Source organism: Pseudoalteromonas sp. SM9913 (assembly GCF_000184065.1).
GTDB lineage: Bacteria > Pseudomonadota > Gammaproteobacteria > Enterobacterales > Alteromonadaceae > Pseudoalteromonas > Pseudoalteromonas tetraodonis.
The window spans coordinates 1,194,386-1,207,389 of sequence record NC_014803.1 but is presented as its reverse complement, the minus strand read 5'-3'; the positions used below and the strand labels follow the sequence as shown (position 1 = coordinate 1,207,389).

9 protein-coding genes and 6 tRNA genes are annotated in these 13,004 nt (G+C 39.7%); 3 read left to right on the top strand and 12 right to left on the bottom strand.

Annotated features, from left to right (window positions below; translation table 11 throughout):
* The first annotated feature begins 202 nt into the window (after positions 1 to 202).
* Positions 203 to 1,621, top strand: a complete 1,419-nt coding sequence (locus PSM_RS05600) for an alanine/glycine:cation symporter family protein (protein ID WP_013464595.1) — start codon at positions 203 to 205, stop codon at positions 1,619 to 1,621.
* 687 nt (positions 1,622 to 2,308) lie between these two features.
* Here PSM_RS05600 and PSM_RS05595 read toward each other — a convergent pair.
* The 10 genes from PSM_RS05595 to PSM_RS05550 form a co-directional block, all read right to left on the bottom strand.
* Positions 2,309 to 2,395 (bottom strand) — tRNA-Leu (locus tag PSM_RS05595).
* Between the two features lie 37 nt (positions 2,396 to 2,432).
* Positions 2,433 to 2,506, bottom strand: a tRNA-Cys gene (locus PSM_RS05590).
* Positions 2,507 to 2,524: 18 nt separating this feature from the next.
* Positions 2,525 to 2,600, bottom strand: a tRNA-Gly gene (locus tag PSM_RS05585).
* A 66-nt stretch (positions 2,601 to 2,666) separates the two neighbouring features.
* Positions 2,667 to 2,753 (bottom strand) — tRNA-Leu (locus PSM_RS05580).
* 36 nt (positions 2,754 to 2,789) lie between these two features.
* Positions 2,790 to 2,863: transfer RNA gene (locus tag PSM_RS05575), tRNA-Cys, on the bottom strand.
* Between the two features lie 28 nt (positions 2,864 to 2,891).
* A tRNA-Gly gene (locus PSM_RS05570) sits at positions 2,892 to 2,967 on the bottom strand.
* A gap of 139 nt (positions 2,968 to 3,106) precedes the next feature.
* The gene (gene pgsA / locus PSM_RS05565; protein ID WP_013464594.1) at positions 3,107 to 3,652 is read right to left on the bottom strand and encodes a CDP-diacylglycerol--glycerol-3-phosphate 3-phosphatidyltransferase; all 546 of its coding nucleotides are present in this window, start codon (positions 3,650 to 3,652) and stop codon (positions 3,107 to 3,109) included.
* 42 nt (positions 3,653 to 3,694) lie between these two features.
* The gene (gene uvrC, locus PSM_RS05560) at positions 3,695 to 5,518 is read right to left on the bottom strand and encodes an excinuclease ABC subunit UvrC (RefSeq protein ID WP_013464593.1); all 1,824 of its coding nucleotides are present in this window, start codon (positions 5,516 to 5,518) and stop codon (positions 3,695 to 3,697) included.
* Between the two features lie 9 nt (positions 5,519 to 5,527).
* On the bottom strand, positions 5,528 to 6,178 hold the full coding sequence (gene uvrY, locus PSM_RS05555) for a UvrY/SirA/GacA family response regulator transcription factor (protein ID WP_013464592.1): 651 nt from the start codon (positions 6,176 to 6,178) through the stop codon (positions 5,528 to 5,530).
* Between the two features lie 167 nt (positions 6,179 to 6,345).
* Entirely contained in the window at positions 6,346 to 7,497 is a 1,152-nt protein-coding gene (locus tag PSM_RS05550) for a dicarboxylate/amino acid:cation symporter (RefSeq protein WP_010391481.1), read from the bottom strand.
* A gap of 377 nt (positions 7,498 to 7,874) precedes the next feature.
* On the opposite strand from PSM_RS05550, the gene cysK reads away from it, so the two are divergent.
* Both cysK and PSM_RS05540 read left to right on the top strand, forming a co-directional pair.
* Complete coding sequence (gene cysK, locus PSM_RS05545; RefSeq protein ID WP_013464591.1) at positions 7,875 to 8,843, top strand: cysteine synthase A; 969 nt, start codon at positions 7,875 to 7,877, stop codon at positions 8,841 to 8,843.
* A gap of 145 nt (positions 8,844 to 8,988) precedes the next feature.
* The gene (locus PSM_RS05540; protein ID WP_013464590.1) at positions 8,989 to 9,438 is read left to right on the top strand and encodes a hypothetical protein; all 450 of its coding nucleotides are present in this window, start codon (positions 8,989 to 8,991) and stop codon (positions 9,436 to 9,438) included.
* Positions 9,439 to 9,564: 126 nt separating this feature from the next.
* Here PSM_RS05540 and PSM_RS05535 read toward each other — a convergent pair whose 3' ends face one another.
* Both PSM_RS05535 and PSM_RS05530 read right to left on the bottom strand, forming a co-directional pair.
* Positions 9,565 to 11,841, bottom strand: coding sequence for an acyl-CoA dehydrogenase (locus PSM_RS05535; protein WP_013464589.1), 2,277 nt, complete (start codon positions 11,839 to 11,841; stop codon positions 9,565 to 9,567).
* A 213-nt stretch (positions 11,842 to 12,054) separates the two neighbouring features.
* Positions 12,055 to 12,843, bottom strand: a complete 789-nt coding sequence (locus PSM_RS05530) for a putative porin (protein ID WP_013464588.1) — start codon at positions 12,841 to 12,843, stop codon at positions 12,055 to 12,057.
* Between the last annotated feature and the right edge of the window lie 161 nt (positions 12,844 to 13,004).

The following is a 13,004-nucleotide window of genomic DNA, read 5'->3' as shown; positions in this document are numbered from 1 at the left end:
ATAGGGCGAATCGATTTTAACGCAAGCGTTTTTAAAGGCTTTTTTGCATTTAATTTTTACCCCAAAGATACCCCACCTAGACACACACGTTACCCACAAAACCCTGTGGATAACTCATTTTTTTATGCTGTTTACTAAACTATTTACTGTGCTTGTGGTAAGTTGCGCCCGATATTTACAACTCGTTCACTAGGTAACGCACATGACAGATATAATAAATAGTATAAGTGGTCTCTTATGGGGTCATATTTTAGTGTACTTATTAATAGCAGCAGGGCTATTTTTTACAATACGTCTTGGTTTTATCCAATTTGTACAGTTTCCACATATGATTAAAGTCATGTTTCAAAGTCGTCAAGGCTCTGACGGCGGCATTTCTTCTTTCCAAGCATTTTGTACTTCTTTAGCAGCCCGTGTCGGTACTGGTAATATGGCAGGTGTTGCCGTTGCGCTTTATTTAGGTGGCGCAGGTGCTATTTTTTGGATGTGGTTAATTGCTTTAATTGGTATGGCTACTAGCTTTGCTGAAAGTACATTGGCACAAGCTTATAAAACTCGAGATGAAGAAGGTAACTTCCGTGGTGGTCCAGCCTATTATATGGAGTACGGACTTGGCAAGCGTTGGATGGGTGTTGTCTTTTCATTGTGCTTAATTTTAGCCTTTGGTTTAGTTTTTAACGCAGTACAGTCAAATTCTATTGCTGCGGCTTTTGAAGTCGCCTTTGGTATCCCTAACTATATAGTCGGTATCGCTCTTGTTATTGGTTCAGGTATTATTATATTTGGCGGTCTAAAAACCATTTCTCGATTTGCTGAATTAGCCGTTCCATTTATGGCTGCTGCTTACCTTGTGGTTGCACTTTATATATGTGCTGTAAATTACACTGAATTACCTGATGTATTTATGCATGTGATTAGAAGTGCCTTTGGTCTTGAACAAGCGGGTGCCGGTGCAATTGGTTATGGGGTAATGCAAGCGATGATCCAAGGGATCAAACGCGGCTTGTTCTCAAACGAAGCCGGTATGGGTAGCGCTGCGAATGCTGCAGCAACGGCAACGCCAAACCCACCTCACCCTGCTTCACAGGGGTATGTACAAATGCTGGGGGTATTTGTAGATACTATTATTATTTGTACTGCAACTGCCGCTCTTATTTTATTATCAGAGCAATTAGTGCCAGGCTCGGATGTAACGGGTATAGCGCTTACACAAGCCGCCCTTGAAGAACATGTAGGCAGCTGGGGTGCCATATTTGTAGCAGTCGCTATTTTGTTTTTTGCATTTACATCTATTGTGGCTAACTACTCGTATGCTGAAACGAACTTATTATTCTTAGAGCATAACCACGCATCTGGCATGTTGATCTTCAGGTTATTAGTGTTAGGTATGGTAATGTTTGGTGCATTGGGCGAATTACCACTAGTGTGGACATTAGCTGATGTATCTATGGGCTTAATGGCAATAGTGAACGTAATCGCATTATTTATGCTCTCAGGTGTTGTCGTGTGGCTTGCTAAAGATTATAACGCTCAGCGACGCGCCGGAAAGTTACCGACGTTTGATCCAAGTAAGAACGACAAACTCAATAAAACTATTCCAAAAGGTATTTGGCATAAATAATTAGTTTTTATACTTCAAGTTAAAAACCCGAAACGGCCATTGTCATTTCGGGTTTTTTATTGATTTAACTTTAATCTAAAAGTTATTGATAACAGTAGTCACTTATAAATTACTAGTGCGAAGATAGACGTTATTAAAGCCGCCCAACCTACCTATAAGCTCACCTTATCTAAACATTATAAGCATCCTACAAGTAAATTTAATAACCTATGTAGTAGGTCTGAATGCTTATAACGACATCCCTGCTTAGGTTTATATACATTACTGCATAACCATAATAACTAACACTGCGCTTATTATACCAATCCGCAATAATACTCAATCATTTTGCGGGGCTAAACGTGTCGCTATCTGTGTTGAAAAATTCTCATTTAGAACAACTAAATAGCTATTTTTTTGCCTAGCTATCACCCCGTTTTTCCTGCCTCAAAATAGACCGCTTAATTAAGCGAATTGGTATTAAAGAGTCTAGTTTATGATTTAGCTAACGACCTACACTACACCTTGATTAACTTGTAAAAAAGTCTGAAGTGTTCAATGACAGTCTATTGGTGAGCCAAGAGTATGTATCAGACCTTGCAACAAACCATTATTGCTAACAACAGGGGGTAGTAAATTAGTGTGCCTAAAGGGACTTAGTAATAAAGATATGATGATTTAATTAGATTTTACGGAAAGAATATAAAGTGGTGCCCGAGGCCGGACTTGAACCGGCACGACTTGTTAGTCGAGGGATTTTAAATCCCTTGTGTCTACCAATTCCACCACTCGGGCATCGAGTTTGCTAATTAAAGCGTGTGGAGTAATTATTTGGAGGCGGAACCCGGAGTCGAACCGGGGTAAACGGATTTGCAATCCGGTGCATGGCCACTCTGCCATTCCGCCTAAACATATCAAATAATATGGAGCGGCACACGAGGCTCGAACTCGTGACCTCGACCTTGGCAAGGTCGCGCTCTACCAACTGAGCTAGTGCCGCATCATATTAATTCTAAATAAGATTTTTTATAAGTTACATATTGGTATATGTAACCAAACCACAAAGTGGTGCCCGAGGCCGGACTTGAACCGGCACGACTTGTTAGTCGAGGGATTTTAAATCCCTTGTGTCTACCAATTCCACCACTCGGGCATCGAGTTTGCTAATTAAAGCGTGTGGAGTGTTGATTGGAGGCGGAACCCGGAGTCGAACCGGGGTAAACGGATTTGCAATCCGGTGCATGGCCACTCTGCCATTCCGCCTCAATACTAGGTTAGCTTTAAGATAAACTGGAGCGGCACACGAGGCTCGAACTCGTGACCTCGACCTTGGCAAGGTCGCGCTCTACCAACTGAGCTAGTGCCGCTTTGTTTATCTAGGGGGCTATGCCCTCTCAACACGGACGCATTCTACAGAGATTATTAAACGCGTCAACACAAAAAATGCTACTTTTGAACTGTTTGATTATTTTTTATCTAAAATGGTGCGTTATTAGACGTTTACAATCAATTTTTGGTCAATTCTGCCCATGCTGCAACTAAATATTGCACCATAGAACTGAGCGTTAAAAACGTCGCTATATAAAGTAAGCCATAGCTTAAATACATCATCCAGGTATCGTACTGCCAAATTAGGCCAATAATGGCTAACATTTGCGCTGCGGTTTTTAACTTACCCATATCGGATACAGCTACATTGCCGCGTTTGCCTTGCTCAGCCATCCATTCTCGTAGCGCCGATATAACAATTTCACGGCTTATAATAATAAGTGCAGGAATAGTCATATACAAAGATTGATAATGCTCTGATAAAGCAACCAAGGCAGCGCACACCATTACTTTATCAGCAACAGGGTCTAAAAACGCACCAAAAGGCGTTGATTGTTCAAGCTTACGCGCTAAATAGCCATCGAGTATGTCTGTGATTGAAGCAAGCCAAAAAATAAAGGCAGCAACAAAGAATGCCCATGAATAAGGCATATAAAATATCACCAAAAAAATGGGGATAAGAAAGAGTCTAAACGTTGTGAGTGTGTTTGGAATATTCCACATAACTACTTGGATATGTCTTTTTTTCTATATTCGCACATAGGGCTAGCCCTTGTCATGCAAATGGTTAAATATCTTCTCAGCCATGTCAGGACTGATCCCAGGAACTTTCTTTAGCTGTTCTATATTAGCAGCTTTTACGCCTTGCATGCCCCCTAAATATTTTAATAATGTTTGTCGACGCTTTGAGCCAACGCCATCTATTTCTTCTAATAGCGACTGAGTTCGCTGTTTTTGACGCTTATTTCGATGTCCTGCAATAGCAAAGCGATGCGACTCATCGCGAATATGCTGAATTAAATGCAGTGCGGGTGCATCAGAATCCATAGGAATAGTTTTACGCCCACCGTCAATAAGTAAAGTTTCAAGGCCTGGTTTACGGCTAGTGCCTTTTGCAACCCCAACTAATAGTGGCATTTTTGCATGCGGCCAGTTTTCAAAGTATTGTTCTGCCCTACCTAATTGGCCTTTACCACCATCGATAAAAATAACATCAGGAATTTTATCTTCATCCACTAACTTGTTATAACGTTTGTTTAGTGCAAATTCCATAGCGGCGTAATCGTCGCCACCGGTTATGCCCGTGACGTTGTAACGACGATATTCTTTATTGTTAGGCCCTTGAGAATCAAAGACAACACAACTGGCCACGGTGTTTTCGCCCATGGTGTGGCTGATATCAAAACATTCCATGCGATTAATGTCATCAAGACGCAAGGTAGCCTTTAATTGAGCATAACGCTTGTTTATAGAGTCTTGAGTGCTTTGCTTAACCGTAATACTATTTAATGCGTTTTTATTGGCTAACTGTAAGTACTGTGCTCGCTCACCACGAGTAACCACTTTAAGCGATACTTTACGTTCACTAATTTGAGTTAGTGCTTCGCTGAGCGCATCACTTTCTTCAATTTCAAATGGTAAGATGATTTCTTTGGCAATGCGTCCTGTTGCTCCCGGTGCTAAGTAATATTGGCCTAAGAAAGAGGTTAAGATTTCCTGCTCCTGTGAGTCTTTAGGCACCTTTGGAAAGTAAGTCTTACTACCCAGCACTTTATGATCGCGGATCATTAGTAGATGAATCCCATTTAAGCCATTTAAATGGGCAAAACCTACAACATCCATTTCAGCAAAATTACCTGAGATAGACTGCTGCTCCTGCATTTTACGCAATAGCATAATTTGGTCGCGAACTTTAGCTGCGAGTTCAAAATTAAGCTGCTCACTGGCTTTTTCCATTTTAGCGATAAGATCGGCTATTACTTCATGGGATTTACCGGTTAAAAATTTACGGACATAATCAACTTGCTGCGCGTATTCATCTTCAGAGACTTTATTAACACACGGCGCAGAGCAACGTTTTAATTGGTATTGCAAGCATGGCCGACTACGCGCACGGTAGTAAGCGTCTTCACATTGACGTACCGGAAATATTTTTTGCATTAAACGCAAACTTTCTGATACGGCTCCAGCGCTTGGAAACGGGCCAAAATATTCGCCTTTTACTTTTCTGCTACCACGATGAAAGGCTAAACGAGGGTGCTTATGATTCGTGAGTAATATGTACGGGTACGATTTATCATCACGTAACAGAATATTATAACGTGGCTGATATTTCTTAATGAGGTTATTTTCAAGCAGAAGCGCTTCTGTTTCTGTATTAGTAAGTGTCACCTCAATATTACAAATATTACTCACTAAAACACGGGTTTTGCTGTCGGTAATGTTGCTGCGAAAGTAACTACTCACCCGCTTTTTTAAACTTTTAGCTTTACCGACATAAATAACTTGGTTGTCATTATCGAGCATGCGATAAACGCCAGGCTCACTCGATAAAGTTTTTAAAAACTGGGCATGATCAAATTCAGACATATATATCGACTAGTAAGAGATATCTATATCAATCATTTTGTAACGTATGGCTAAATGAGTAAGCTCTACATCGCCTCCTACGTTTAGCTTTTCAAACATACGATAACGATAACTGTTTACTGTTTTAGAGCTTAAATTTAAGCGCTCAGCAATATCCTGTGCTTTTTCACCTTTGGTGATCATTAGCATTATTTGTAGTTCACGCTCAGACAAACTTTGAAATGGGTTTTCATCGGTACGCCCGGTTACCTGTGCAAGTGCAATCTGTTGCGCTATTTCTGGCGCAATATAACGTTGCCCTGCATGCACGCAACGTATAGCACGCACCATTTCATCAGATCCTGCCCCCTTGGTTAAAAAGCCATGAGCACCAATTTGCATGACCTTGCTTGGAAATGGGTCTTCACAATTAACTGTAAGCACAATAATTTTTACATCGGGACAATAACGGCAAACCTTTTTAGTTGCCTCAAGCCCGCCCATACCAGGCATGTTCATATCCATTAATACTATATTTGGCGCATGTTGACGACAAAACTGCACAGCCTCTTCGCCTGTTTTAGCTTCACCTATTACTTTAAAACCACGTATATCATCAAGAATACGTCTGATCCCTGTGCGCACAAGTTCATGGTCATCAACTAAAAGTACGTTAATCAATGGAACACCCTCACTAGCCTAATAAGATGCAAGTTAACAAAATTAATTCTCAACATTAGCATAGATACGACGAAACCATAACTAATATTATGCTTTCGTAATCGGTCTTTATGACCGATATGATTAAAAGCGTATTTACCTACAGCAGGTAAATACGCCCCAATGATTTATGCTGACGCCTTTTCACTAAAACGATCTACCCATAAAGCAATAATACCATCGCCAGTTACATTACACGCAGTGCCGAAGCTATCTTGCGCTAGGTAAAGTGCAATCATTAGTGCCACCGCACCTTCATTGAAACCAAGCATGCTAGTTAATAAACCTAACGCCGACATTACCGCACCACCTGGGGCGCCTGGCGCTGCAATCATCACTACACCTAACATCATAATGAATGGCAACATAGCCATTAGTGAAGGTACTTCCATGCTAGGCGATAAAAACATTACAGCCATAGCACAGGTAACTATTGTAATTGTTGAACCTGACAAATGAATAGTGGCGCATAATGGCACTGTAAAGTTAGCTACATCCTCTTTAACGTTATTTGCTTTACTTGATTGCAAAGATACTGGAATGGTTGCCGCGCTCGACATGGTTCCTAATGCAGTAAAGTACGCAGGTAACATATTTTTAATTAGCTCAATAGGATTACGCTTAAGTAATAGGCCTGAGGTAATGTATAAAACACTCAACCATAACCAATGCATCACTAACGCAGCAATAAGTACTACACCAAATGCTTGTAATGTATCAACAACGGTGCCTGCTACGGTCATTTCAGCAAATACACCTGCAATGTAAAATGGTAATGCCGGAATAATTACTTTTGAAAGTAAACCATCAATAATATCGCGCCCCTGATCCGACACAGTTTTTAATGTGTCTAAGCCAAGCTGGCTCATACCAATACCAAATACAAATGCTGTGACTAAAGCAGTCATTACACCCATTAATGGTGGAATTTCTAAGTCAATAAAGCTACCTACTTCGGTCACTGCTTCAGCTTCAAATGAAATACCGCCGCTTAAAAACGGAATAACCGCCGTCACTAATAAAAACGCTAAAGTACCAGCTATAATTGTTGAGCCATATGCAAAACCCACCGTTTTTCCCAGTAGATGCCCTGATCCTTTAGGAAGCCCGGCAATCCCAGAGGCAATAAAAAATAAAATAATCAGTGGAATTGTAAAACTAATAAGCTGGCCGATAAGCTCTTTTACTGTATATAAAAGCTCAACGCCAGTTAAGGGAATATAGAGCCCGACTAAGATACCGGCCACAATACCGGCAATTAATTTTAAAATTAACTTCATGGTGATTACTTTATTGAATTTAGATAATGTGTTTTTACCATGTTTTGAATAGTTTGTGTCAATAAACTGTTCAACCGCAGTTCATTTGCACAATTAACCGACAAAATATAAGTGTGTTGTGTTGATTTGTTTAAATAACGACTACATAAAGAAAAGATAAAGTACAAAGTTAAAAACGAACAAATGATTTCAAGTTCGCCTTTTTAATAACTAAAAAATTAACAGATTGAGTTTTTAGTTCAATCCGTTATAAGCGTAATTAATATATGTTATAGCCAAAGCTTACTTTAACTTTTTTTATCTCACAGTAAAGTAGGCATATAAAGTTAACAGAATAGTTGTTAACGTGTTGATCAGATTGTACCTAAAGGAACATTATGTCTACTATTTTTGAAGATAACTCACTAAGCATCGGTAACACACCGTTGGTAAAACTTAACCGTGTTACAGGTGGGAATGTATACGCTAAAGTTGAATCACGAAATCCTAGCTTTAGTATTAAATGCCGTATTGGTGCATCAATGATTTGGGAAGCTGAAAAATCAGGTCAACTTACCAAAGACAAAGAACTTATAGAGCCAACATCAGGCAATACCGGTATTGCATTGGCATTTGTAGCTGCTTCTCGCGGTTACAAGTTAACGCTTACAATGCCAAACACCATGAGCTTAGAACGTCGTAAACTATTAAAGGCACTCGGTGCTAACCTAGTGCTCACCGATGGCGCTAAAGGCATGAATGGCGCTATTGCAAAGGCCAAAGAAATTCAAGCAGCAGACCCAGATAAGTTTATTTTGCTACAACAATTCGAAAACCCTGCAAACCCTAAAATTCACTTTGAAACAACAGGCCCAGAAATCTTTGATGCACTTGATGGCAAAATCGATTTCTTTGTTGCAGGCGTTGGTACTGGTGGAACTATCACAGGTGTAAGCCGTTATCTTAAAAAAGAAAAAGGCTTAAATGTAAAATCAATTGCTGTAGAGCCAAGCCATTCTCCGGTAATTAGCCAAACTCTTGCTGGTGAAGAAGTAAAACCTGGACCACATAAAATACAGGGAATTGGTGCAGGCTTTATTCCTGGTAACTTAGACCTATCAATAATTGATGGTGTAGAGCAAGTTTCTAATGAAGAATGTATAGCAATGTGTCACGAACTAATGAAAAAAGAAGGAATTTTAGTCGGTATTTCATCAGGGGCAGCGGTAGTTGCAGCAAAACGTATTGCTGAACGTCCTGAAAATGCAGATAAAAATATTGTGGTTATTTTACCAAGTGCAACAGAACGTTACTTATCAAGCCCGATGTTTGACGAAGAGTTTAGCGAACAAGAGCTTGTTCAATAATCGAGCGTTCTGATTAAAAAAGGATGTTTTTTAACATCCTTTTTTATTGCTTTTTTAATAAGTTACTATCTATTTAGTTCACTCCTCTTTACATCTTCTCCATTCCATCACACACTTTATGTATAAGTAATCAACCTGACCAAATATGAAAACAATTTTAACCATTTTTGTGCTCATTTTTAGTATTTTGATCGTTGGCTGTAATGAAAATACTAAACCTAAAGAGCAGTATATTGACAATGATCGTCCAGGCGACACTGCTACTGTGTATTTTGATGCGCTTTATAACCAGCATAACTTGCAAAAAGCCAGCGATTTCGCAACGCCTAAATTAGCCCGCATAATGAAATCGTATGGGACGGCCAAACAGTTTGCGCGTAGTCTTATTAATTTACAATACGATGAAGTTGTGATTGAAATTGATATGTCAAATTCAAGCCTGCGAGAACAGTATGGCAATCAGGCTAAAATAAACATTGTGTTTACCGGTTATTTTAATGGTAAAAAAATCGATGATTTCCGCAGCATCGAAATGCTTAAAATAAAAGGTAAGTGGTACGTAGATAAAATCATCGCCGATCCTTACGGGCGCTGATCAGTCATTCAGAGCCTTAGTAACGATAACCGTATATTCGAGCTTAAAAAATACACAACATAAAAAAAGCCTTAAATCATAAATTTAAGGCTTTTTTATTATCTTCTTTATTATTATAACTCAGCGTTAGATGTCTTCTGGTTTAAAGTTATCAACCGCAATAGCCTGCATTCTTAGCTTATTAGCATGATGCATTGCCTCACCATCAACCTTCGTTACGAGCTCGTGTTCAAGTGCGTAATCAATCGCTTGTTCAATATCATAGGTGGCAGGCACCTTGCCTTTTCGTTGCCACTGTTTCAACTGCTTAAATTGATTGTGCATATCGTGCATTGCTAAGAAAGCATTTTCCATAACACCCGTTCCGGCATTTTCATCCACATAACACAAATGGGTAAGTCTATTTCTAAATACCCCTGGTTGAGTCATGTGCTCGCAAATACGCTGGGCAATAGCATCACTTGGTTTGTGATAATGGTTACCTAATGGAAAAACAATACGCTTAAGTGCAAAGTTAATCACTGGATTAGAAAAGTTTTTAAAGAAGCCATCAAATGCTTGGCCTATTGCATATAACGATGTCTCTATAGCATATTTTACAAAAGGCAAATCAGCTTGTTGACGCCCTTCATCTTCAAAACGCTTTAATACCGTTGATGCAATATATAAATGACTTAACACATCGCCTAAACGTGCCGATATCATTTCTTTACGTTTAAGTTCACCACCTAACATCAACATTGCAACATCCGTTGTAAACGCCAATCCTCGGCTCATTCTACCTAATTGTTTATAATAGACGGCCGTCTCTCCACACACAGGCGCTTTGGCAAAGTAGCTGCGAGTCAAACCATGCACCAAGGCCATACTTGCATTACTCAGTGCAAATACAATGTGCTTCATTAACAAGCCATCAAATTGCTCAAGTGCAGCATCATCGTCATCCATTGCTGCAACTTCCATTTCTTTTAACACAAAAGGATGACAACGGGTTGCACCTTGGCCAAATATCATAAGGTTACGGGTAAGAATATTGGCGCCCTCTACGGTAATAGAGACGGGAATACCCATATAACCGTGTGCTAAATAGTTATTAGGCCCAACCTGAATCCCTTTACCTGCATGAATGTCCATTGCATCATTCATTACCGTTCGACCCATTTCTGTCATGTGGTACTTTGCAATTGCAGTTACTACTGACGGGCTAAGTTTTAAATCAATTGCACCTGCGGTCATTAATCGGCATGATTCCAATGCATAAGTTAGTCCACCAATACGTGCCAACCCTTCTTGTACGCCTTCAAATTGCCCAATTGACACGCCAAACTGTTGGCGTACAACCGTATAAGCCGAGGTCATCTTAGCTGCCAAGTGCCCTGTTGCAGTGCTTAATGCCGGTAATGAAATACCACGCCCTGCGCTTAAACACTCTACTAGCATGCGCCAACCGCGCCCTGCCCCTTGCTGGCCACCTATAATCCAATCAAGCGGAATAAATACATCCTTACCGTACGTTGTGCCATTCATAAACGCCATGTTAAGTGGGTAATGACGCTCTCCTGTTTTAACACCTGGGTGATCAGTTGGAATAAGTGCACACGTTATTCCGAGCTCTTTTTCATCGCCTAACAATCCATCTGGATCGTACATTTTAAATGCAAGACCTAACACAGTCGCCACAGGCGCAAGGGTAATGTAACGTTTTGACCAATTTAAACGCAGTCCCAACACTTCCTTACCATCATGCTCGCCTTTGCACACCACGCCTGAATCTGGAATACTGCCAGCATCAGAGCCAGCCTCTGGGCCCGTTAATGCAAAACAAGGTACATCGTCGCCTTTTGCAAGGCTAGGTAACCAACGATTTTGTTGCTCAGTTGTTCCGTAATGCAGTAATAACTCACCAGGACCTAAGCTATTTGGTACCATGACCGTTACGGCGGCCGTTAAGCTTTTAGTCGCAATTTTTGACACTATGGTGGAATTAGCAATAGCAGAGAATTCAAGACCCCCAAATTTTTCTGGGATGATCATTGCAAAAAAACCTTCGGTTTTTAAAAAGTCCCAAACCTCTTTAGGTAAATCTTTGTCTTTTTGTACAATTTTATAGTCATCAAGCATGGCTAATAAAGTTTCAACTTGATTATCTATAAATGCAGTTTCTTTTTCACTTAACTTAGGGCGCGGATAATTATGTAATTTTTGCCAGTCAGGCTCACCACTAAATAACTCGCCATCCCACCAAACATCGCCTGCTTCCATGGCTTCTCGCTCTGTTTGCGATAATGGCGGCAACACCTTTTTAAACATCTTAAAAGTAGGTCGAGTAATTAAATTAAGGCGGATATCTTTAATCGCAAACACCACGACCACCACAACCAGTAATATAATAAATACTGACATGAGCACATTCCTTTTACAGTTATAAAAACATTGATTTAATTATGACCGATCTTAATTTAAATACAATGGGCTGTCAGACGAGTGCCACTAAATGATGAAGTTATTCTATTGCGATTAAAATATAACGATGAGTAAAGTCACTAATTTATTACACACAGCAAAAAGCCCACAAAATGTGGGCTTTTTACTACTTAACTGGTTTTAATTATTTAATTAAAACTGAAAACGCATGTTAGCAAAGTAAGCATCGTTATCTGAGTCATCTGCGTTGTTGCCGTAACCCACTTTTAAACCAATGTTTTTATTGATGAAGTGTTGAGCACCAAAGCTGTAGTTGTCTTCTTTATCGTAAGCTGCAAATACAGAAGTCGCTTTAGAGAAGTAGTAGTTTGTTTCTACGTTCCATTGATCATCTGCTTCGTCAAGGCTTACAAATGTACCTTCTACTGTTAAGTAGTTACCTTGTTGTAAATCAACAAAGTATTTAGCAGCTACTGAACGAGAATCAAAATCATCATCTGATTCTACAGTGATACCTACGTAATCTGTATCGTTTAGCATGTGGTTGTATGCTAAAGAAAAGAATGTAACGTTATCACCATCTTTTTGATCAACAAATCTTACTTTTGCAAGTAAGTCAGGGTTGAAGAAGTAACCAGCAGAAAGTGTGTATGACTCGTTGTTAGAGTTGTAATCAGCATTTTGGTAAGACGCACCAACAACAAAATCTTCAACGAAGTATTCACCACCAATAGCAGTCACATCGCCAAAATCGTCATCAGCGTAGCCACCAAATACGTTGCTTTGCTTGTTAATGTATTCGAATTGGTCGTATGGACCTAGTGTGCTCTTTGGAGAGAAGTAGTAAGTAGAGTCCACGCTGATAGTATCGTTGTTATCAGTATCTGTGTAGCCTAAGTTACTGATTGATTGATAGCTATCTGCAGCGTGTGCAGCACTTGATAATAAAAGACCTGAAATAATAATTGCTAACTTTTTCATAATGAAACATCCCTATGTACATTGTTTTTGTACTTTAACTACATTGCTAAAGTGGGGGTATGCTAACGCCGCGAAACTGAACGAAAACTGAATCAAGCAATTGTATTTGTTAGGGAATTTGTAAGAAAGTGTTGGAGTAATTTATGTTAAAGTAATCGCAA